Origin of the sequence: Pseudomonas yamanorum (assembly GCF_900105735.1) — a bacterium.
Classification (GTDB): Bacteria; Pseudomonadota; Gammaproteobacteria; order Pseudomonadales; family Pseudomonadaceae; genus Aquipseudomonas; species Aquipseudomonas yamanorum.
Window position 1 is genome coordinate 3,875,964 of sequence record NZ_LT629793.1, and the last position, 21,989, is coordinate 3,897,952.

Here is a 21,989-nt window from a genome sequence, read left to right on the forward strand (position 1 = left end):
CTGGCGTCTACTAAAGAAGTGGGGATAACCATGGCACGTGTTCTGATCGTCGACGACTCGCCGACTGAAATGTACAAACTGACTGAAATGCTCGAAAAGCATGGTCACGAAGTCCTCAAGGCCCAGAACGGCGGCGACGGCGTCGCGCTGGCCCGCCAGGAAAAGCCTGACGCGGTATTGATGGATATCGTCATGCCGGGCCTCAATGGCTTCCAGGCCACCCGGCAGCTGACCAAAGACCCTGAAACCGGGCACATCCCGGTGATCATCATCACCACCAAGGATCAGGAAACCGACAAGATCTGGGGCGAGCGCCAGGGCGCCAAGGATTACCTGACCAAGCCGGTGGACGAAGAAACCCTGATCGCCACCCTGAACAAGGTGCTGGCCGGCTGACGGCACGTTCCCATGACCGAGTCGCAAACCGCCTTCGAGCTGCTGCTGGACATCGACCGCCGCTGCCGCTTGCTGGCCGCCGACCTGCCGTCCCAGGAAACCCGGCTGCACAGCTGGAGCGGGATCGGGTTTCGCCTGGGTGAGCACTGGTACGTGGCGCCCATGGGTGAGGTCGCAGAAGTGCTGCACGAACCGCGCTGCACCTTGATGCCGGGGGTCAAGCTGTGGGTCAAGGGCGTGGCCAACCTGCGTGGGCGCTTGCTGCCGGTGATGGACCTGGGCGGGTTCCTCGGCCTTGACCTGTCGGTGGCGCGCAAACAGCGGCGGGTGCTGGTGGTGGAATATCAGGACGTGTTTGTCGGCCTGTTGGTGGACGAGGTGGTGGGCATGCAGCATTTCGCACAAGACGCATTGTCGACGAGCACCGCAGGCGACGCGCCGTTTATCCATGGCCAGTTCGACGGCGACCAGCTGTGGCAGGTCTTCAGCCCCTTCGCCCTGGCCCAGGCTCCAGGCTTCATGGATGTTGCCGCATGAGTACCGTTACCCCCGCCAAACCCCAGGAAGCGTCCCGCAGCCGCTCGCAGATCATCGTGCTGTTTATCGCGCTGATCGTGTTCATCATGCTGCTGTTCGCCAACTTCGCGTACCTCAATACCCAGTCCACCTACGACAAACAGTACATCGGTCACGCCGGTGAGCTGCGGGTGCTGTCCCAGCGCATCGCCAAGAACGCCACCGAGGCCGCCGCCGGCAAGGCTGCTGCGTTCAAGCTGCTGGGGGATGCACGCAACGATTTTGCCCAGCGCTGGGGTTACCTGAAAAAAGGTGACCCCGCCACCGGCCTGCCCGCTGCACCCACCGCCGTGCGTGCAGAAATGCGCGCTGTGCAGACCGACTGGGAAGCGCTGCTGAAAAACGCCGATGCGATTCTGGCCAGCGAGCAAACGGTGCTGTCACTGCATCAAGTGGCCGCGACCCTGGCGGAAACCGTTCCGCAATTGCAGATGGAGTCGGAAAAGGTCGTCGATATCCTCCTGCAGCGCGGTGCTCCGGCCAGCCAGGTGGCGTTGGCCCAGCGCCAATCGTTGCTGGCCGAACGCATCCTCGGCGCAGTGAACACCGTGCTGGCGGGCGACGAAACCGCCGTGCAGGCCGCCGATGCCTTTGGCCGCGATGCCAACCGTTTTGGCGTGGTGCTCAGCGGCATGCTCAACGGCAATCCCGGGCTGCGTATTACCCAGGTTGAAGATCACGACGCCCGCGCCCGGCTGGCGGAGATTTCCGAGCTATTCGAATTCGTCTCCGGCTCCGTGGATGAAATCCTCGAGACTTCGCCGCAGCTGTTCCAGGTGCGCGCCTCGGCGAGCAATATTTTCAACCTGTCGCAAACCCTGCTGGACGAAGCCTCGCACCTCGCCACCGGTTTTGAAAACCTGGCGGACGGGCGCACTTTCGACACCATCGGCGGCTACGTGCTGGGCTTGCTGGCGCTGGCCTCGATCATCCTGATCGGCCTGGTGATGGTCCGCGAGACCAACCGCCAGTTGCGGGAGACCGCCGAGAAGAACGAGCGCAACCAGAACGCGATCATGCGCCTGCTGGACGAGATTGAAGACCTGGCCGACGGCGACCTGACCGTCACCGCCTCGGTCACCGAAGACTTCACCGGCACCATCGCCGACTCCATCAACTATTCCGTGGACCAACTGCGCGACCTGGTGGCCACGATCAACCTTACCGCCGGCCAAGTGGCTGGCGCGGTGCAGGACACCCAGGCCACCGCGATGCACCTGGCCCAAGCGTCGGAGCATCAGGCGCAGCAGATTGCCGAAGCCTCCACGGCGATCAACCAGATGGCCCAGTCCATCGACCAGGTGTCGGCCAACGCCGCCGAATCTTCGGCAGTGGCCGAGCGTTCGGTAGAGATTGCCAACAAAGGCAATGAGGTGGTGCACAACACCATCCACGGCATGGACAACATTCGCGAACAGATTCAGGACACCGCCAAGCGCATCAAGCGCCTGGGGGAATCGTCCCAGGAGATTGGCGACATCGTCAGCCTGATCGATGACATCGCCGAGCAGACCAACATCCTTGCCCTCAACGCCGCGATCCAGGCGAGCATGGCCGGTGACGCCGGGCGTGGTTTTGCGGTGGTGGCCGATGAAGTACAGCGCCTGGCCGAGCGTTCTTCAGCGGCGACACGGCAGATCGAAACCCTGGTGCGGGCGATCCAGACGGACACCAACGAAGCGGTGATTTCCATGGAGCAGACCACCACCGAAGTGGTGCGCGGTGCGCGGCTGGCCCAGGACGCCGGCGTGGCGCTGGAAGAGATCGAAGGCGTGTCGAAAACCCTGGCGGCGTTGATCCAGAGTATCTCCAACGCGGCGCAGCAGCAGACGTCGTCGGCAGGGCAGATTTCCCTGACGATGAACGTGATTCAACAGATCACCACTCAGACTTCATCGGGCTCCACGGCCACTGCCGAGAGCATCGGCAACCTGGCAAAAATGGCCAGTCAGTTGCGGCGGTCGGTGTCGGGGTTCACCTTGCCGGCGGCACGGCAGGTGGATGAGTGAAATGCTATCTGTCAGGCACCACCGAATCCCTGTGGGAGCTGGCTTGCCTGCGATAGCGGTGTGTCAGTGCCGAAGATGCAAACTGATGCACCGCCATCGCAGGCAAGCCAGCTCCCACATTCGATCTCCATGGTCCTTGGAGTCGTCATTCACAAAGCGACAAATGAATTCAGACGGGAGCGGTTATGGTTGATCGGCACGACTACGTGGCCCTCGAATGGGTCAAGGGCGAAATTGCCGAAACCCTGAAACAGGCCCGTTCGGCGCTGGACGCCTATGTTGAAGAAGGCAGCAGCGAGGCCATCGGCCAATGCTTGGAATGCATCCATCAGGTCCATGGCAGTTTGCTGATGGTCGAGTTTTACGGCGCAGCCCTGTTCGCCGAAGAAATGGAGCAACTGGCCCTCGCCCTGCAAGGCGCGCGCGTCAGCCAGCGCGACGAAGGCATTCGCCTGTTGCAACAGGGCCTCGGCCAACTGCCGCTGTACCTCGACCGCGTGCACAGCGCCCGGCGCGACCTGCCCCTGGTGGTGCTGCCGCTGCTCAACGACCTGCGCAGCGTGCGCGGCGAAAGCCTGCTCTCGGAAACCAGCCTGTTCGCCCCGCAACTGCTGGTGATCCCGTCGCTGCCCGAGGAAGCGCTGGCCCAGCGCACGCCGGAGGATTTCCCCGAGCTGCTGCGTCAGTGGCGGCAGATGCTGCAACAGGCGTTGGTCGGCTTGCTGCGCGAAGACCACGGCCCCAGCAACCTGGAAGACATGGCGCGGGTGTTCGCCCGTCTCGAAGCCCTGTGCCATGGTGCGCCGCTGTTACCGTTGTGGCAGGTGACCTCGGCGCTGGTGGAAGGCATGCTCATTGGCGTGGTTGCCAATAGCCCGGCGTTACGCAGTTTGCTCAAAGCCTGCGACAAGGAACTCAAGCGTCTGCTGATCCAGGGTATCAACGGCATCAACACCCCGGCCCCGGATGAGTTGCTCAAGAGCCTGTTGTTCTACGTTGCCAAAGTCACCCGACCGACTCCACGGATGCAAAGTTTGAAAGAACGTTATGGCCTCGATGAAGCCCTGCCCGACAGCGCCGTGGTGGATGCCGAACGCGCCCGCCTGGCCGGCCCGGACCGCGACGCGATGGGCTCGGTACTCGGCGCGTTGTGCGAGGAGTTGGTGCGGGTCAAGGAACGCCTGGACCTGTTCGTACGCAGCGACCGCCAGCACGCCTCGGACCTTGAGGCCTTGCTGGCGCCCTTGCGGCAGATCGCCGATACCCTGGCGGTATTGGGTTTCGGCCAGCCGCGCAAAGTGATCATCGACCAATTGGCGGTGGTGCTCGGCCTGGCCCAAGGGCAGCGTGAGCCCAACGATGCGGTGTTGATGGACGTCGCCGGCGCCTTGCTCTACGTCGAGGCGACGTTGGCCGGGATGGTCGGCACGGTTGAGCCGGAACGCCGGGAAGAAAGCCGCCTGCCCACCACCGACCTGACGCAGATCCATCACCTGGTGATCCGCGAATCCTGCCAGTGCCTGACCCAGGCGAAAGAGCTGGTGATCGACTGCATCGAGGCCCACTGGGATCGTCAGCGCCTGGAGTCACTGCCCGAGTTGCTGACCCAGGTGCGCGGTGCGCTGGCGATGATTCCGCTGCCCCGTGCGGCGAGCCTGATGCGCGGCTGCAACGATTACGTCAACGAGCAATTGATGGTCAGTGAGGCCGCGCCTTCCGAGGCGCAGCTTGAGCATTTTGCCGATGTGCTCACCAGCCTCGAGTACTACCTGGAGCGCATGCTGCAGGACCACGACGCCCCGGGGGAACGGGTGCTGGAAGTCGCCGCCGAAGGCCTCGCTGCACTGGGCTATTTGCCGGCCGAGAAGCCGTGGCGCCAGGCCCTGCTTGAGCAGGGTGAGACGCCCACGGAGCAAACCCCGTTCCTCGCCGATGCGTTGGCCAGCCCCACTTCACGCCTCAACCCGCCAGCACTCCAGCGTCCCGGCAGCCTGTTGCCACCGCCCGCCGGTGAAGAAGCCATCGATGATGAACTGCGGGAAGTCTTCCTCGAAGAAACCGCCGAAGTCCTCGACGTGCTGCACCGCTACGTACCCGCCGGCACTGCGAGCCTGGCAGACAAGGCCACCCTGAGCGAAATGCGCCGCGCCTTCCACACCCTGAAAGGCAGTGGTCGCATGGTGCGCGCCCTAGTGTTGGCGGAGCTGGCCTGGGCGGTGGAAAACCTGCTCAACCGCGTGCTGGAACGCAGCGTTGCGTCGGGCCCTGATGTGCAAGCGGTGCTGGATGATGTGCTGGAATTGCTGCCGGAGCTGATCACCGATTTTGCCGACGATGCCCAGCGCCAGCGCGAAGACGTAGACGAACTGGCGGCACGCGCCCATGCCTTGGCCAGCGGTGTCGGACCCTCGGCCACCGACCCGGCCGCCCTGGACCCGCAGTTGCTGGAAATCTTCCGCAACGAAGCCCAGAGCCACCTCGACAGCCTCAACCATTTCCTGCAACAGGCCACCGAGCACCTGCCGCTGCAAGTCAGCGATGAACTGCAACGGGCACTGCACACCCTCAAGGGCAGCGCCTACATGGCCGGCGTGTTGCCCATCGCCGAACTGGCGCGACCGCTGGATCACCTGACCCGCGAATACAAGGCCCATCGCCTGCCGCTGGACCTGGATGAAATTGAATTGCTGCTGGAGGCCGAGGCGCTGTTCCAGCGCGGCGTGCGCCAGCTGGACAGCGATCCCCATGCGCCCATCACCGGTGCGGCAGGGTTGATCGAACGCACACAGAACTTGCTGAACAGCCAGCTTGAAGCCTTGCTGAATGCGCCCAACACCGGCCTGCGGATCAAGCGCGACCCGCAGTTGATTGCCAACTTCCTGGCCCAGGGCATGGATATCCTGCTGGACGCCGAAAGCCTGCTGCGCCGCTGGCAACAACATCCCGGCGAGCGGCAGGAACTGAGTGCACTGCTGGACGAGCTGACCACCCTCGGCGAAGGCGCGCACCTGGCCGACCTGCACCCGATGGATGAGTTGTGCGAAGCCTTGCTCGACCTCTACGGCGCGGTGGAAGAAAGCAGCCTGGCGGTCAGCGAGCGCTTCTTCCACGAGGCTGAACAGGCCCACGAAGCGCTGATCAACATGCTCGACCAACTGGCTGCCGGCCAGGAAATCAGCGCGGCTCCGGCACGGGTTCGAGCCCTGCGCGAGCTGTTGGATGAAGGCCTCGACCCGTCGGCCACCGGCTTGATCAAAACCGATGGCAGCCGTGCGCTGAGCATCTCCGAACTGGGTGCCGCCACGGCGAAGCTGGACCAAGGTTTTGCGGTAGACGATGAGATCGTCGAGGTCTTCCTTGAAGAGGCGGTAGACATTCTCGACAGCGCCGGCCAGTCCCTGAAACGCTGGCTGCTGGACCCGGATAACGCAGCACCGCTGTCGTCGTTGCAACGGGATTTGCACACCCTCAAGGGTGGTGCACGCATGGCTGAAATCGGTGCGGTGGGCGACCTGGCCCTTGAGTTGGAAAACCTTTACGAAGGCTTGGTGGACCGTCGCTACAGCTATTCCAGCGAGTTGGCGAACGTGTTGATGGCCAGTCATGAGCGACTGGCGCTGCTGCTTGAGCAGTTGCAACATCAGCAACCGTTGAGCGACTCCTCCGACCTGATCAGCCATTTGCGTGAGTTGCGCCACGGCATCGGACAAGCGGCGCCCGCCGCAGCCGTCGAAGTCGAGACGGCGGGCAGTGATCCCGAGCTGCTGGATATCTTTCTCGAAGAAGCCGCTGACATCCTCGACAGTTCTGGCGCCGCGCTGTTGCGCTGGCAGGCCGAGCCGAAAAATCGCCAGGAAGTCGAGACACTGCTGCGGGACCTGCACACCCTCAAGGGTGGCGCGCGTATGGTCGAGATCGGCCCGATTGGCGACCTGGCCCATGAGCTGGAGTTTCTCTACGAAGGCTTGTCGGCCGGTTTGCTGGCGCCCTCGGCGGAACTCTTCGCGTTGCTGCAAGGCTGCCACGACCGCCTGGCGCAGATGATCGATGCAGTGGCGGCGGGTATGCCGGTGGGCTCGGTGGATCTGCTGATCGAGCGGATCAAAAGCCTGGTGCATCCGGCTGAAGTGACGGCCGCACCGGTGGCGTTGGCGGCTACCAAAACCGACGCGGTGCCGGCCAGCGATCCGGCTGCCGATATGGTGAAGATCTCTGCCGACTTGCTGGATGACCTGGTCAACCTGGCCGGTGAAACCTCAATCTTCCGTGGGCGTATCGAGCAGCAGGTCAACGATGCGCGCATTGCCCTCAACGAAGTGGAAACCACCATCGAGCGCATGCGCGACCAATTGCGCCGGCTCGACACCGAAACCCAGGGCCGCATTCTCAGCCGCCAACAAGCTGAGGCCGAACGCCTGGGCTATGAAGAATTCGACCCGCTGGAAATGGACCGCCATTCCCAACTGCAACAACTGTCCCGGGCCCTGTTCGAGTCCGCCTCCGACCTGCTCGACCTCAAGGAAACCCTCGAGCGTCGCAACCAGGACGCCCACAACCTTTTGCAGCAACAGGCGCGCATCAACACCGAGCTGCAGGAAGGCCTGATGCGCACGCGCATGGTGCCCTTCGAGCGCATGCTGCCGCGGCTTAAGCGCATCGTGCGGCAAGTGGCCGGAGAGCTGGGCAAGGATGTGGAATTCATCGTCGGCAATGCTGAAGGCGAGATGGACCGCAACGTGCTGGAGCGCATGGTTGCGCCGTTGGAGCATATGCTGCGCAACGCCGTCGACCATGGCCTGGAATCCCGCGATGCGCGGTTGCTGGCGGGCAAGCCCGAGAAAGGCCGGATCACCCTGGACCTGACCCACGAAGGCGGCGACATCGTTTTCGACATGCGCGACGACGGCGCCGGCGTGCCGCTTGAAGCCGTGCGGCGCAAGGCGATCAAGCGTGGCTTGCTCGACCCCAACCTGGAAATCAGCGACCGCGACGTGTTGCAGTTCATCCTGCAACCGGGGTTTTCCACTGCCGAAAAAATCACCCAGATTTCCGGGCGTGGCGTGGGCATGGACGTGGTGCATGAGGAAGTGCGCCAGCTGGGCGGCTCGATGGTCATCGACTCGACGCCGGGAGAGGGCGTGCACTTTCGCATTCGCCTGCCGTTCACCGTGTCGGTCAACCAGGCGTTGATGGTGCAGTGCGCGGACGATCAATACGCGATCCCGCTGAACACCATCGAAGGCCTGGTGCGGGTCATGCCCCATGAGCTGGAAGGGCACTATCAACTGAATCCGCCGCGTTACGAATACGCCGGTCAGCGCTACGAGCTGTTCTACCTTGGCGACCTGCTGCACACCGTCGGCCGTCCGAATCTGCTGGGTCAGTACCAGCCGCTGCCGGTGTTGCTGGTGCAGTGCAACGAACGGCGCGTGGCGGTGCAGGTGGACGCCATGGCCGGGACCCGGGAGATCGTGGTCAAGGGCCTGGGGCCGCAATTTGCCGGGGTGAAGGGCCTGTCGGGCGCAACCATCCTTGGCGATGGCCGCGTGGTGCTGATCATCGACCTGCTGGCGCATATCCGCGCACGGCCCCCGGCGTTGCCAGCCCAGGCAGCCGATGCACCGTTGATCCTCAACGACCCCCTGAAAAAGCGCCCGTTGCTGGTGCTGGTGGTGGACGACTCGGTCACCGTACGCAAAGTCACCAGCCGCCTGCTGGAGCGCAACGGCATGAACGTGCTCACCGCCAAGGACGGCATCGATGCCATGGCCGTGCTGGAAGAACACACGCCGGACCTGATGCTGCTCGACATTGAAATGCCGCGCATGGACGGCTTCGAAGTGGCGATCCAGGTGCGCGACGACCCACGGCTGATGCGCATGCCCATCATCATGATCACTTCCCGCACCGGGCAAAAGCATCGCGACCGGGCCATGGCGATTGGCGTCAACGACTACCTCGGCAAGCCTTATCAAGAGTCGGTGTTGCTGGAAAGCATCGCTTATTGGAGCAAGTCCCGTGCTTGATCACCGCGCTACGCAACTCACCGGCTTGCTGCTGCCATTGGCGGATCGCTACCTGTTGCTGCCCAACGTCGCCGTGGCCGAGCTGATCGACTTCCAGCGCGGCGAACCGGCCAGCGACGCGCCGCCGTGGTATTTGCGGCAGGTTACCTGGCGGGATCGGCAGTTGCCGTTGATCAGCTTTGAGGCCGCGTGTGGTGAGTCGGGCGTGGTCGGGGAGCGGGCACGGATTGTGGTGCTGAATACCTTGGGCGGACGGCCGACGTTGAAGTTTATTGCGTTGGTGATCCAGGGGATTCCGCGTTCGTACAAGCTCGATAGCCAGCTGAGTTATGTGGACGTGCCGTTGTGCCCGCTGGAACTGGCGGCGGTGCAGGTGGGGGAGCATGTGGCCCGGGTGCCGGACTTGATGGGGTTGGAGGCGTTGTTGGTGGAGGCGGGGTTGGCCTGAGTGTAACCGTCAGTCAATCCGTGCAAACCGTTCGATTTTCGGTTGATCTCGATGCTCTGCCTGCCACAGGTCATAGGCACTTTGCATCGAAAGCCACAACCGAGCTTTGCTGATACCTGCCCGTTCAAGCCTTACCGCAAGATCCGGGCTGATTGGCGCGTGTCCGTGGAGGATTCTAGAGAATGTTTCTCTGGCGAAGCCAAGGCGCCGTGCCATTTCAGTAATGGTGATGCCCAAGGCCGGGATCACGTCCTCAAGCAGGATTTCGCCAGGGTGGGGAGGATTATGCATACCCATTCGGTTGTGTCCTGCGGCTATCTGATTTAGCCATGAAGGCTAAAGAGACGGGTTCCGAGCAACAACCCGAAAAGTTTGTAGGAGCAATCGGCGTGCGCTTTACAGTCGGATTTTTCCTGCAACCTCTCGCGCTGTGCATGAACTTGTTGTGCCCTGTGATCGCGCCTAGTCTTCGTCCGTCATCGCAAAAAACGGTGACACGGACGTGCAAGTCCGACGAAACTGTTTAGGCGTACAAACGCCCAGCCATTCAACGGGCGTTTTTTGTGCTCGCTGCTTTATGGCGGCTGCGCGCAGGAGGTCTTCGGACCTGCTGGGTGTCCTAAACAGGCCCGGTCTTGCACACCTGCGCACGGTCGCCACCCTCATTCGCGTGCAAGCGAACGGTGGCGCTCCTTACTCATCTGTTTAGGAGTTTCATCATGTTCAAACCTACCCCCAATCCGCCGCATAACACCGAAATCGAACACCGCAAACTCCAGGCCGCCGCCGAGCGTGCCATGGATCATTACTTTCCGACTCCTGCGTCATCGTCACTCTTTGCCGTCTCTCCCTCTCAATCCACCGAAGCCCTGCTGGCCAACGCTTCTGAAACCTTTGCCTCACTCAACGCGTTGACCTCCAACCTGGCCTTCGAATTGGAAGGCTCCCAGCGCGGCGTGCTGCTGGCCATTCAGCAGATGAGTGAGCTGGGGCAGTTACTGGTTGATCAGGCGTTGGAGCAGGTGAGCCCAGCGGCGATGTGACGAAGTGGGATCGGTCCCAAAAAGGGACTGATCGTTCCCCTTTTGGGACTTCTGCGCACGTTCTCCCGAACAGCGCTGAGCAAATGTGGGAGCGGGCTTGCTCGCGAATACGGTGTGTCAGTACCAGATTTATCAACTGACCCACCGCATTCGCGAGCAAGCCCGCTCCCACATTTGAACTGCGCTTAGCCGGAGCCTCAGCGTTTGCTGGCAAACCATTACTCCAATCGTAACGGTTCACCGCGCAGCTTGATTGATGCCCCCCCAATACCCTCCTAAGGTACAGCCCACGACAGCAAATCCCGTGGAGCGACCATGACAACAACAACTTCCCCCGACTCGCGCTGGACGCGGCGGCGCGATGAGAAGCAGCGCCGCCTCGCACTGGTGCGATCCTTCGCCGATGGCGCCGTGCTCCCCAGCGAGCGCATTGTCGAAGCCCTGGAAGCCCTGATCCTCCCCGGCGACCGTGTGGTGCTGGAAGGCAACAACCAGAAGCAGGCCGATTTCCTCTCCCGCTCCCTGGCCAAGACCGACCCCGCCAAGCTCCACGACCTGCACATGATCATGCCCAGTGTCGGCCGCTCCGAGCACCTGGATCTGTTTGAAAAGGGCATCGCCCGCAAGCTGGATTTCTCTTTCGCTGGCACTCAATCCCTGCGCATCAGCCAGTTGCTGGAAGACGGCCTGCTGGAAATCGGCGCGATCCACACTTACATCGAACTCTACGCGCGGTTGGTGGTGGACCTGATCCCCAACGTCGTGCTCTCCGCCGGTTTCATGGCCGACCGCGCCGGCAATATCTACACCGGCCCCAGCACCGAAGACACTCCCGCGCTGATTGAGCCGGCCGCCTTCAGCGATGGCATCGTGATCGTCCAGGTCAACCAGTTGGTGGATGACGTCACCGACCTGCCTCGCGTTGACATTCCCGCGAGCTGGGTCGATTTCGTGGTGGTCGCCGACAAGCCTTTCTACATCGAACCGCTGTTCACCCGCGACCCACGGCACATCAAGCCGGTGCATGTGTTGATGGCGATGATGGCGATCCGTGGCATCTACGAAAAACACAACGTTCAGTCGCTGAACCATGGCATCGGTTTCAACACCGCCGCAATCGAATTGATCCTGCCAACCTACGGCGAATCCCTGGGCCTGAAGGGTAAGATCTGCCGCAACTGGACCCTCAACCCGCACCCAACCCTGATCCCGGCTATCGAAAGCGGCTGGGTGGAAAGCGTGCATTGCTTCGGCACCGAACTGGGCATGGAAAACTACATCGCCGCCCGGCCGGATGTGTTCTTCACCGGCCGCGACGGCTCGCTGCGTTCCAACCGAATGTTCTGCCAACTGGCCGGCCAATACGCGGTGGACCTGTTTATCGGCGCCACCCTGCAGGTCGATGGCGACGGGCATTCCTCCACCGTCACCCGTGGCCGCCTCGCCGGTTTTGGCGGCGCACCGAACATGGGCCACGACCCGCGCGGTCGCCGCCATGGCACGCCCGCCTGGCTCGACATGCGCCACGACGATGCCCCGGAAGCCTTGCTCGAACGCGGCAAAAAACTCGTGGTGCAGATGGTCGAGACCTTCCAGGAAGGCGGCAAACCGACCTTCGTTGAAACCCTCGATGCAGTGGAAGTCGCACGAAAAAGCGGCATGCCCCTGGCGCCGATCATGATCTACGGCGATGACGTCACCCACCTGCTCACCGAAGAAGGCATCGCCTATCTGTACAAGGCCCGTTCCCTGGAAGAGCGCCAGGCGATGATCGCCGCCGTCGCCGGTGTAACCGCCATCGGCATGCGCCACAACCCCAAGGACACCGCGCGCATGCGCCGCGAAGGCCTGATCGCGCTGCCCGAAGACCTCGGCATCCGCCGCACCGACGCCACCCGCGAGTTGCTGGCCGCCAAGAGCGTGGCCGATCTGGTGGAGTGGTCCGGTGGCTTGTACAACCCGCCCGCCAAGTTCAGGAGCTGGTAAATGCACGCACTCAAACTGCACGATCTGACGCTGGCCGAACGCCTGGCTGATATGGCCGTTGACGCCTTGATTGATGAAGCCGACCTGTCGCCGAAACCTGCCCTGGTGGACCGTCGCGGCAATGGCGCCCATACCGATTTGCACCTCGGCTTGATGCACGCCTCGGCGCTGTCGCTGTGGCCGGCGTTCAAGGAAATGGCCGAGGCCGCTATCGAATTTGGCGAAGTGGGTTTGCCCTTGCGTGAAGCCCTCGGGCGGATCGGTCGCGAAGGCGAACAGGCGATGCTCGTCACCACCAGCGGCGTGAATACCCATCGGGGTGCGATCTGGGCCCTCGGCCTGTTAGTCGCTGCTGCCGCACTGCAACCCGAATCCTGCACTGCCAGCGCGGTGACGTTGCGCGCCGCCCGCCTGGCCTTGCTCAACGATCGCTACGCACCTCAACCGCTGAGCCACGGTGCCCAGGTCGCACAACGCTACGGCGCACGGGGGGCCCGTGAAGAAGCGCAACTGGGCTTCCCGTCAGTGCTACAGCGCGGCCTGCCACAGCTGAAAAAAAGCCGCCTGCAACAACACGGCGAACAGAACGCGCGCCTCGATGCCTTGCTGGCGATCATGACGGACCTGGCCGACACCTGCGTGCTCTACCGCGCCGGCCCTGAAGGCTTGCAGGCCATGCAACAAGGCGCCCAAGCGGTGCTGGACGCCGGTGGCAGTGCAAGCCTCGCCGGCCGCCGCCAACTGCACGAGCTGGACCAGCAACTGCTGGTGCTGAATGCCTCCCCCGGTGGCGCCGCCGACCTGTTGGCCGCCTGCCTGTTTATCGACCGCCTCGACGGAGCGCTGTGATGGAAACCTTATCCTTTGAATTCCCCGCCGGGCAGCCCGCCAAGGGCCGCGCGCTAGTGGGTTGCGTCGGCTCCGGCGATTTGGAAGTGCTGCTGGAACCGGGCACCGCCGGCACCCTGACGATTCAGGTGCAGACCTCGGTGAACGGTGCGCAGCTACGTTGGCAGCATCTGTTTGAACGGATCTTCCAGGAACAGACGCCTCCCGCATTGAACATCGATATCCACGACTTCGGCGCCACACCCGGCGTGGTGCGCTTGCGCCTGGAGCAGGGCTTCGAGGAGATCGGTCATGACTGACTTGCTCAACAAACACAGCTTCGTCGAACTCGGCGCCCGGCAGCGGGCCAAGGCCTTGCTTGATGCAGGCAGCTATCGCGAACTGATCGATCCGTTCCAGCGCGTCATGTCGCCATGGCTGAGTCGCCAGGGTGTGGTGCCTCAGGCAGATGACGGCGTGGTGATCGCCAAGGGCAGCATCGCCGGCTTGCCGGTGGTCATCGCCGCTATCGAAGGCAATTTTCAGGGCGGCAGTCTCGGTGAAGTCGGCGGCGCAAAGATGGCCGGTGCCCTGGAGCTGGCCGCTGAAGACAACCGCAACGGCATCCCGACGCGCGCCATCCTGCTGCTGGAAACCGGCGGCGTGCGCTTGCAGGAAGCCAACCTGGGCCTGGCCGCGATTGCCGATATCCACGCGGCGATTGTCGACCTGCGCCAGTACCAGCCGGTAATCGGCGTGGTGGCGGGCAGTGTGGGTTGCTTTGGCGGCATGTCCATCGCGGCAGGCCTGTGCAGTTATCTGCTGGTGACCCGTGAGGCGCGCCTTGGCCTGAACGGCCCGCAGGTGATCGAGCAGGAAGCCGGGCTTGAGGAATATGACTCCCGCGACCGGCCCTTCATCTGGAGCCTGACCGGCGGCGAGCAACGCTTTAACAGCGGCTTGGCCGATCGTTATATGGCCGACGACGTGGCGCAGATTCAGCAGCAAATCATTGAACTACTGCAACAGGGCTTGCCGGAAAAACAGCGCAGCCGTCAGGTTGATCACTATCTGGAGCGCCTGGCCGCACTGGATGCCGAACCGCAAATCGACCCGGCGACGGTTCGCGATCTGTATCAGGGAGAACGCTCATGAGAGGTTTGCAGTGGTTCAACGCATTGAGCGGCGATGCAACGCCGGTGAGCGGTTTGCCGAACTCGCTGAAAGTCGCCGACGGTGTGCTCGGTGATCAGCCAGTGCGCTTTATCGCGGTGGTCACCGATGCGCAAAACCGCTTTCCTCGCGCTCGCAACGGTGAGGTCGGTTTGCTGGAAGGCTGGGGCTTGGCCAAGGCGGTTGATGAAGCAATCGACACCGGCGACAAGCGTCCGCTGATTGCCATCGTCGATGTGCCGAGCCAGGCCTACGGTCGTCGCGAAGAGGCTCTGGGCATCCATCAAGCCCTCGCCGCCGCTGCCGACAGCTACGCTCGCGCTCGATTGGCCGGTCACCCGGTGATCGCGCTGCTGGTGGGCAAGGCGATGTCCGGCGCCTTCCTCGCCCATGGTTACCAGGCCAACCGCCTGATTGCCCTGCGCGATCCCGGCGTGATGGTGCATGCCATGGGCAAAGCCTCGGCGGCGCGGGTAACCCTGCGCAGTGTCGAAGAGCTGGAAGCCTTGGCCGCCAGCGTGCCGCCGATGGCCTATGACATCGACAGTTATGCCAGCCTCGGCCTGCTCTGGGAGACATTATCTGTCAGCCAGATTGAGCGGCCCACCACCGAAGATGTGGCGCGTGTCAGCGATTGCCTGGTGCAGGCGATCAAGGATGTGCAGGCAGGCGGCCGTGACCTGAGCAGCCGCCTGGGCGCCACCAATCGCGCGGCCTCCAGCCATGTGCGTCAACTGCTGCGGGAGCAATGGTGAACGCCCACGACTTGCTCTGGGGCATGACCCCGGTGCATGCCCCCGCTGATGCACCGGCCTGGGTGCTGGATGCATTGGCCGCTGGGCATCCGGTGGTGGTGCGGCGTGCCATCGCGCCGCCGGGCTATGTGCCGGTGGGTGTGCGTGGACGCTTGCGCGAGCAGCGCTTCGCCGCCGTGATGCCGATGGCCGCCGTGCGGCGACGCGTGGTGCCGGAAGACCTGCGGGACGTGATTTCGCCACGGGATTTACCGACGTTGCAGGCCCTCGCTCAATTGCGTCCGGTGTTGGCGAAGGAGGACTGGGGCGTCACCGGCAGTGCCGGTTTCGAACTGGCCAGCGGCATCGAAGCGCTGCACGCCAAGAGTGATCTGGATTTGATTTTGCGCACGCCCGAGCGACTTGATCGCGGCGATGCCGAAGACTTGCTGGCGATACTGGATACAGCGGTGTGCGCCGTGGACCTGCAACTGCAAACGCCGTTTGGCGCCGTCGCGTTGCGCGAGTGGGCCGGTGGTTCACGTCGCGTGCTGCTGAAAAATGCCAGCGGCGCGCAGTTGGTGGTCGACCCGTGGCAGGCCGTGGCATGAGTAGCCTCCTGGCATTCCCGGGGCAGGGCGCCCAGCGTCCCGGCATGCTCCAGCAACTGCCGCGCGCGGTGCTGGACGAAGCCAGTGCTGCCTTGAATGAAGACGTGCTGAAACTCGATTCTGCCGAAGCGCTGGCCTCGACCCGTGCCGTGCAGCTCTGCCTTTTGATTGCCGGTGTCGCCAGTGCGCGCTTGCTGGAACACACCCCCGATTACGTAGCCGGCCTGTCCATCGGCGCCTATCCGGCAGCTGTAATTGCCGGCTCCCTGGACTTTGCCGACGCGTTGAAACTCGTCAGCCTGCGCGGCGAATTGATGCAACACGCGTATCCCCACGGCTACGGCATGACCGCGCTTATCGGCCCGGACCTGTCCACCGTCGAAGCCTTGCTCGCCCAGGTCCACAGCACACAAACCCCGGTGTACCTGGCCAATATCAATGCCGATAACCAGACGGTTATCGCGGGCAGCGACGGGGCAATGAAAGCAGTCGCCAATCTGGTCCGCGGCAACGGCGTCGCCAAACGCTTGGCCGTCAGCGTGCCGTCCCATTGTGCGCTGCTGGAAAAACCTGCCGAAACACTGGCCCAAGCCTTCGCTGAAGTGACGCTGAAAACGCCGAGCATTACCTACTTGAGCAGCACCCGCGCCCGGCCGATCCACAACACCGAACACCTGCGCGACGACCTCGCCTTTAACATGTGCCGCATCGTCGATTGGCGCGGCACCGTGCAAAGCGCCTATGAGCGTGGCGTGCGCCTGCATCTCGAACTGCCGCCCGGCGCCGTGCTCACGGGCCTCGCGCGGCGGGTGTTCGAGCAAGGCACCGTCATCGCCTTCGAAGGTGCCCGCCTGGACACCTTGCAGGCCTTGCTGCGAGAGGAGGGCGCCCACCACCGATAAAGCTCCACCCAAGGCTTTCGAAGCACAAAAACAACAATTTCGATGAAGCACTTTGAGGACAACCATCATGATTATTTACGGTGTGGCGTTGCTGGCGATCTGCATGTTGGCAGGCGTGATTCTGGGAGACATGCTCGGCGTGTTGCTGGGCGTGAAATCCAACGTGGGCGGGGTGGGCATCGCAATGATCCTGCTGATCTGCGCGCGGCTGTGGATGCACAAGCACGGCGGCATGACCAAGGAATGCGAGATGGGTGTCGGCTTCTGGGGCGCCATGTACATCCCGGTGGTGGTGGCGATGGCGGCCCAGCAAAACGTCGTGACCGCGCTGCACGGCGGCCCGGTGGCGGTGCTGGCGGCGATTGGTTCGGTGGTGGTGTGCGGTTGCACGATTGCCTTGATCAGCCGTACGCACAAAGGCGAACCGCTGCCCGATGAAGAGCCGCTGATCGCGGCTGCACCTGTCGCGGGAGGTCGCTGATATGTGGGAACTCATCGAGAAAGGCCTGGCAAATAACGGCTTGGTCACCGCCTTTGCATTTGTCGGCGTGGTGATGTGGATTTCGGTGGTGCTGTCCAAGCGCCTGACCTTCGGACGCATCCACGGCTCTGCCATCGCGATTGTGATCGGGCTGGTGCTGGCCTGGGTGGGCGGCACCTTGACCGGTGGGCAGAAAGGCTTGGCGGATGTGGCGCTGTTTTCCGGGATCGGCTTGATGGGCGGGGCCATGCTGCGGGACTTTGCCATCGTGGCAACGGCGTTTGAAGTACAGGCCACCGAGGCGCGCAAGGCCGGTTTGATTGGTGCGATTGCCTTGCTGCTGGGCACGGTGTTGCCGTTTATTGTGGGCGCGAGTATCGCCTGGGCGTTTGGTTATCGCGATGCGATCAGCATGACCACCATTGGTGCGGGCGCGGTGACTTACATCGTCGGGCCGGTGACCGGGGCGGCGTTGGGTGCGAGCTCGGATGTGGTGGCGCTGTCCATTGCGACTGGGTTGATCAAGGCGATCCTGGTGATGGTGGGCACGCCCATGGCGGCACGCTGGATGGGCCTGGATAATCCGCGCTCGGCGATGGTGTTTGGCGGCCTGGCCGGTACTGTGAGCGGTGTGACGGCAGGCCTGGCAGCGACGGATCGTCGGTTGGTGCCGTATGGCGCGTTGACCGCCACCTTTCACACCGGGCTTGGGTGCTTGCTGGGGCCGTCGGTGCTCTACTTCATCGTGCGCGGGATTGTTGGCTAGATCCAAACGCTGGGTTGAATGGGCTGGCCTCATCGCGGGCAAGCCCGGCTCCCACATTTGACTGGGGTGTCTGGGAGTACTCGGTCAAATGTGGGAGCTGGCTTGCCTGCGATAGCGGTCTCAAGTCTGGCGGTTCGCATACATCCGGCACTCTGCCAACAGCGCGAGCAAGTTCGGGTCGCGCTCCTTGGCTTTCAGAAACACCACCCCAATGTGCTGCTGCAAACGGTAGCGCGGTTGCAGGGGAATCAGCTTGACCCGGTTCTCGTACACCGCCGCTATCCGCCCCGGCAGCAGCGCATAGCCCACACCCGAGCTGACCATGCTCAGCAGGGTAAAGATGTCGTTGACCTGCATCGCCACCTTCGGCTCGAAGCCTGCCTGCTTGAATACGCGGTTGCCGTCCTGGTGGGTGGCGAAGCCTTGGGTGAGGGTGATGAAGGTGGCGTCGCGCACATCCGCCAGGTCGATTTCCTGCTCGCGGTCGAGGGGTGAATCGGCCGGGGTGGCGAGGAAGATATCGTCGGAGAACAGGGCGATCTGCTCGCAGTCGGGATCGTTGGCGTGCTCGTCGAGGGAGATCAGGATCGCGTCGACTTCCATGTTTTTCAACTTGTAGAGCAAGTCGAAATTGGAGCCGAGGATCAGGTCGATGTTGAGTTCGCTGCGACGGATCTTCAGCCCCATGATCAACTGCGGCACGGTCTTCACCGTCAGCGAATACAGCGAGCCCAGCTTGAAACGCTCGGCGGAAAAGCCGGCGGCCTCGCGGGTCACCCGCACACTGTCCACCACATCCTGCACCAGCTTCTGCGCACGCTCTTCCAGCACATAGGCGCTTTCCAGCGGTGTGAGGTTGCGACCTTCGTGTTTGAACAGCGGGCAGCGCAGGGCGTTTTCCAGGGAGTGGATCGCCCGGTGCACGCTGACGTTGCTGGTCTGCAATTCAGCCGCCGCCCGCGCCAGGTTGCCGGTGCGCATGAACGCCAGGAAGATTTCCAGCTTTTTGAGGGTGAACTCTTCGTCGATCAGCATGGGCGTGACTCTTGTTCGAATGCCGTCGATTGTGCCCCTAAAACCAGTTCACTCCCAGCCATGCACTGCACAGGCCCAGCAGCACGCCGAGGATGATCAGCCAGATCGCGTTGAGCCTGGTGTAATACACCACGGCGGCGCTGGCCAGGGTCAGCACCAGGCTGGTGGCATTGTTTTCCAGGCTGTTCATCAGGATGTAGCTGGCGGCCAGGATCAGCCCGATGGAGATCGGCAGCAGGCTGCCTTTGACCCGCTGCACCCACGGCGTCTCGGTGTGTTTTTCCAGCCAGCCGGCGCCGAAGTAGGTGAGCACCGAGCAGGGCACCAGCTTGGCGGTCAGCGCCACCAGCGCGCCCGGCAACCCGGCGGCTTGCTGGCCGATAAATACCAGGAACATGCCGTTGGGCCCGGGCAAGGCCTGGGAAAGGGCGAAGAAGGCGACGAATTGCGCGTCGGTGATCCAGTTCATGTCGGTGACGGTGTAGCGGTGGATATCGCTCAGGGCCACGGTGTTGCCGCCAATCGCCATCAGCGACCACAGCGCGCATTGGATCATCAGGTGAAACAACACGCTCTGCATCAGCCGGCCACCTTATGCGAACCGATGAAACTCAAGGCCAAGGAGCTTGGGATGCAGATCAACAAGACCATCCACAACGGCAACACCAGCACCGCCATCAACACGAAGGTCAGGACGAACGCGCTGTAATTCGCCAGGGTCCGCGGCATGGCCTTGAGCAGGCGCAAGGTGGTACCGAGCATCAGGCCGGTGGCGATCGGCATCACCGCGCCGAAGATCTGCTGCACCACGTCATGGCTCCACCATTTGGCATAGGCGAAGCCGGCCAGCACGGTGATCAGCGAGGGGAACAGATACAAGCCGACCACGGTCACAACCGCACCCGGCAAGCCGTGAAGGCGCCGACCGTAGATGATGCCGACGTTGGCGATATTCGGCCCGGGGAAGAATTGGCCGGTGGTCAGCAGCTCGTTGAAGCCTTGTTCGCTGACCCACTGCCTGCGGTCGACCATCATCTGCCGCGCCCAAGGCATCACGCCGCCGAAGCCAAACAGGCCGACCATGGCGAAGTTGTAAAACAACTGCCACAGACTCGGGTGGGGCTGGGCAGGTTCAAGGTCGGGCATGGGCGTTACCGATGAGGGGTTTTTATGTGGGAGCTGGCTTGCCTGCGATAGCGGTGGGTCAGACATGTATCTGCTGCTGATACACCGCTATCGCAGGCAAGCCAGCTCCCACAGGATGAAGCGAATCATCCATCGGCTCGTGTATTTGGGCAAATGAAGAAAGGTTGTTACCTGATATTGGATGGGTGACGTCAGAATGGTCTGGGTGATAACCGTTATTCGAGGTGAGTGACACATGTATCACGGGGAACGATTCAACGCCTGGAGCCACTTGCTCGGGGCGGTGGCGGCTTTTGTGGGTGCGGTATGGATGTTGGTGGTGGCCAGTATGGACGGCAACCCCTGGAAGATTGTCAGCGTAGCGATCTACGGTTTCACATTGCTGGTGTTGTACAGCGCGTCCACCGTTTACCACAGCGTGCGCGGGCGCAAGAAAGCGATCATGCAGAAGGTCGATCACTTTTCGATCTACCTGCTGATCGCCGGCAGCTACACGCCGTTTTGCCTGGTGACGCTGCGCGGGCCGTGGGGCTGGACGCTGTTCGGGATTGTGTGGGGGCTGGCGGTGATCGGCATCCTGCAGGAGATCAAGCCACGCTCCGAGGCGCGGATCCTGTCGATCGTGATCTACGCCGTGATGGGCTGGATCGTGCTGGTGGCGGTCAAGCCGCTGATTGCCGCGCTGGGCCCCACGGGGTTTGCGTGGCTGGCGTCGGGTGGGGTGTTGTACACCGTGGGCATTATTTTCTTTGCCCTGGAGGACCGCTTGCGGCACTCCCACGGGATCTGGCATTTGTTCGTGATCGGCGGCAGCCTGCTGCATTTCGTGGCGATCATGGGGTACGTGTTATAGCCGGTCCAATTGCTCTTGGGCCCGGCTGCCGAAGATCTCCAGCAGGCTCGCCAGCATATGTGGCGGCGGTTCGTCGGCGCGGGTCAGGGCGTACAAGGTGATTGGCAGCGGCGGCGCCAACGGGCGAATGCAGGTGGTGGCCGGTGACGCGCCGAGGGCGGTGAACGGGTCGATGACGGCCAGCCCGGCGCCGGACTCGACCATGGCCCTGGCCAGGGAATAGGTCTGCACTGCAATGCTGACCCGTGGCGGTGGATCGACCGCTTCCAGGTAGCTGTCCAGCTTCGCCGACAACGGGTCGGCGCTGGACAGGCCAATCAACGGTGCTCCCGCGAGGGCCATCAGCGGCAGGGGTTTGCCCAACTCGTTTTCTTTCCAGTAAGCCTTCGGCGCCAGCGCCACCAGCACGCCGTGGGCCAGGGCCTGGGCGGTCAGGCCCGGGTGATCGGGCGGTTGCAGGGTCAGTGCCACGTCGACCTCACGCATCAACAGGTTTTGCACCAGCTCGCGGCTGTGGGCGCTGGACAGCTCGCAGGCGATGTCCGGGTAGCGTTGGGTCCATTCGCGGATGGCCGGCGGCAGCAACGACAAGGCCAGCGCGGGTGTGGCGCCGATACGCAGGCTCTGGCCCGGCTCGCGGCGCAGGTTCTGCGCCAGGCGCCGCACGCCTTGCAGGCTTTCGGTCACCTTGTCGACTTCCCGCTCCAGCGCCAATGCTTCCGGCGTCGGCTGCAACTTGCCACGTATGCGCAGGAACAGCGGGAACCCCAGCTGCAACTCGGCATGCTGCAACACCTTGCTCACCGCCGGCTGCGAGACATGCAGCAGTTGAGCCGCGGCGCTGATGGAGCCGGTCTGGCGAATGGCCTGGAAGATTTCGATATGACGCAAGCGCATGGGCAGTCCATAACCTTTGTTTATGGGTGACCCATCTTTATTCATTGTCCCGCCGCTGTCACCTGCCTCTAACCTTCAA

The 21,989-nt window shown here is 62.9% G+C and carries 21 protein-coding genes; 16 read left to right on the forward strand and 5 right to left on the reverse strand.

The window, feature by feature from the left end:
* Window positions 1-30: 30 nt before the first annotated feature.
* The 5 genes from pilH to BLU46_RS18250 all read left to right on the forward strand — a co-directional run bounded on the left by pilH (window position 31) and on the right by BLU46_RS18250 (window position 9,455).
* Window positions 31-396: a twitching motility response regulator PilH gene (gene pilH, locus BLU46_RS18230; RefSeq protein ID WP_017476512.1), complete on the forward strand. Its 366-nt coding sequence runs from the start codon at window positions 31-33 to the stop codon at window positions 394-396.
* Between the two features lie 12 nt (window positions 397-408).
* Window positions 409-933: a chemotaxis protein CheW gene (locus BLU46_RS18235; protein ID WP_093204090.1), complete on the forward strand. Its 525-nt coding sequence runs from the start codon at window positions 409-411 to the stop codon at window positions 931-933.
* On the forward strand, window positions 930-2,981 hold the full coding sequence (locus BLU46_RS18240) for a methyl-accepting chemotaxis protein (protein WP_063026524.1): 2,052 nt from the start codon (window positions 930-932) through the stop codon (window positions 2,979-2,981). The genes BLU46_RS18235 and BLU46_RS18240 overlap by 4 nt, the downstream gene beginning before the upstream one ends.
* A 185-nt stretch (window positions 2,982-3,166) precedes the next feature.
* Window positions 3,167-9,007 (forward strand): Hpt domain-containing protein, encoded by a 5,841-nt coding sequence (locus BLU46_RS18245; protein WP_093204095.1) that lies wholly within the window; start codon window positions 3,167-3,169, stop codon window positions 9,005-9,007.
* Window positions 9,000-9,455 carry a chemotaxis protein CheW gene (locus BLU46_RS18250; protein WP_093204100.1) on the forward strand — a complete coding sequence of 152 codons (456 nt, stop codon included), beginning with the start codon at window positions 9,000-9,002 and terminating at the stop codon, window positions 9,453-9,455. The genes BLU46_RS18245 and BLU46_RS18250 overlap by 8 nt, the downstream gene beginning before the upstream one ends.
* A gap of 9 nt (window positions 9,456-9,464) precedes the next feature.
* On the opposite strand, the gene BLU46_RS18255 is transcribed toward BLU46_RS18250, so the two are convergent.
* The gene (locus tag BLU46_RS18255; protein ID WP_063026533.1) at window positions 9,465-9,752 is read right to left on the reverse strand and encodes a HigA family addiction module antitoxin; all 288 of its coding nucleotides are present in this window, start codon (window positions 9,750-9,752) and stop codon (window positions 9,465-9,467) included.
* A 422-nt stretch (window positions 9,753-10,174) separates the two neighbouring features.
* Between BLU46_RS18255 and BLU46_RS18260 the strand changes: the two genes are divergently transcribed.
* The 10 genes from BLU46_RS18260 (at window position 10,175) to madM (ending at window position 17,979) form a co-directional block, all read left to right on the forward strand.
* The gene (locus tag BLU46_RS18260; protein ID WP_093204104.1) at window positions 10,175-10,498 is read left to right on the forward strand and encodes a DUF6124 family protein; all 324 of its coding nucleotides are present in this window, start codon (window positions 10,175-10,177) and stop codon (window positions 10,496-10,498) included.
* A 315-nt stretch (window positions 10,499-10,813) separates the two neighbouring features.
* Entirely contained in the window at window positions 10,814-12,484 is a 1,671-nt protein-coding gene (gene mdcA / locus BLU46_RS18265; RefSeq protein WP_076017749.1) for a malonate decarboxylase subunit alpha, read from the forward strand.
* Window positions 12,485-13,333: a triphosphoribosyl-dephospho-CoA synthase gene (locus tag BLU46_RS18270; protein WP_093204108.1), complete on the forward strand. Its 849-nt coding sequence runs from the start codon at window positions 12,485-12,487 to the stop codon at window positions 13,331-13,333.
* Window positions 13,333-13,632 (forward strand): malonate decarboxylase subunit delta, encoded by a 300-nt coding sequence (locus BLU46_RS18275; protein ID WP_003216806.1) that lies wholly within the window; start codon window positions 13,333-13,335, stop codon window positions 13,630-13,632. The genes BLU46_RS18270 and BLU46_RS18275 overlap by 1 nt, the downstream gene beginning before the upstream one ends.
* The gene (locus BLU46_RS18280; protein WP_093204112.1) at window positions 13,625-14,467 is read left to right on the forward strand and encodes a biotin-independent malonate decarboxylase subunit beta; all 843 of its coding nucleotides are present in this window, start codon (window positions 13,625-13,627) and stop codon (window positions 14,465-14,467) included. The genes BLU46_RS18275 and BLU46_RS18280 overlap by 8 nt, the downstream gene beginning before the upstream one ends.
* A complete protein-coding gene (mdcE, locus tag BLU46_RS18285; RefSeq protein WP_063026546.1) occupies window positions 14,464-15,240 on the forward strand; it encodes a biotin-independent malonate decarboxylase subunit gamma in 777 nt (258 codons plus the stop codon). Before BLU46_RS18280 ends, mdcE begins: the two co-directional genes overlap by 4 nt.
* Complete coding sequence (locus BLU46_RS18290; RefSeq protein WP_093204117.1) at window positions 15,234-15,830, forward strand: malonate decarboxylase holo-ACP synthase; 597 nt, start codon at window positions 15,234-15,236, stop codon at window positions 15,828-15,830. Before mdcE ends, BLU46_RS18290 begins: the two co-directional genes overlap by 7 nt.
* A complete protein-coding gene (mdcH, locus tag BLU46_RS18295; RefSeq protein ID WP_093204122.1) occupies window positions 15,827-16,732 on the forward strand; it encodes a malonate decarboxylase subunit epsilon in 906 nt (301 codons plus the stop codon). Before BLU46_RS18290 ends, mdcH begins: the two co-directional genes overlap by 4 nt.
* Window positions 16,733-16,799: 67 nt before the next feature.
* Window positions 16,800-17,213, forward strand: a complete 414-nt coding sequence (gene madL, locus BLU46_RS18300) for a malonate transporter subunit MadL (RefSeq protein WP_003216818.1) — start codon at window positions 16,800-16,802, stop codon at window positions 17,211-17,213.
* A gap of 1 nt (window position 17,214) precedes the next feature.
* A complete protein-coding gene (gene madM / locus BLU46_RS18305) occupies window positions 17,215-17,979 on the forward strand; it encodes a malonate transporter subunit MadM (protein ID WP_003216820.1) in 765 nt (254 codons plus the stop codon).
* 120 nt (window positions 17,980-18,099) lie between these two features.
* On the opposite strand, the gene BLU46_RS18310 is transcribed toward madM, so the two are convergent.
* The 3 genes from BLU46_RS18310 to BLU46_RS18320 are packed head-to-tail and all read right to left on the reverse strand — an operon-like array spanning window position 18,100 to window position 20,160.
* Window positions 18,100-19,014 carry a LysR family transcriptional regulator gene (locus tag BLU46_RS18310; protein WP_017476497.1) on the reverse strand — a complete coding sequence of 305 codons (915 nt, stop codon included), beginning with the start codon at window positions 19,012-19,014 and terminating at the stop codon, window positions 18,100-18,102.
* Between the two features lie 37 nt (window positions 19,015-19,051).
* Window positions 19,052-19,594, reverse strand: a complete 543-nt coding sequence (locus tag BLU46_RS18315) for a chromate transporter (protein ID WP_093204126.1) — start codon at window positions 19,592-19,594, stop codon at window positions 19,052-19,054.
* Window positions 19,594-20,160: a chromate transporter gene (locus BLU46_RS18320; RefSeq protein WP_093204131.1), complete on the reverse strand. Its 567-nt coding sequence runs from the start codon at window positions 20,158-20,160 to the stop codon at window positions 19,594-19,596. Before BLU46_RS18320 ends, BLU46_RS18315 begins: the two co-directional genes overlap by 1 nt.
* A gap of 235 nt (window positions 20,161-20,395) precedes the next feature.
* Here BLU46_RS18320 and trhA point away from each other — a divergent pair, with 235 nt between their 5' ends.
* Complete coding sequence (trhA, locus tag BLU46_RS18325; RefSeq protein WP_003216828.1) at window positions 20,396-21,013, forward strand: PAQR family membrane homeostasis protein TrhA; 618 nt, start codon at window positions 20,396-20,398, stop codon at window positions 21,011-21,013.
* Here the strand turns inward: trhA and BLU46_RS18330 are convergent.
* Complete coding sequence (locus BLU46_RS18330; protein WP_093204136.1) at window positions 21,008-21,910, reverse strand: LysR family transcriptional regulator; 903 nt, start codon at window positions 21,908-21,910, stop codon at window positions 21,008-21,010. The genes trhA and BLU46_RS18330 overlap by 6 nt on opposite strands.
* Window positions 21,911-21,989 lie beyond the last annotated feature (79 nt).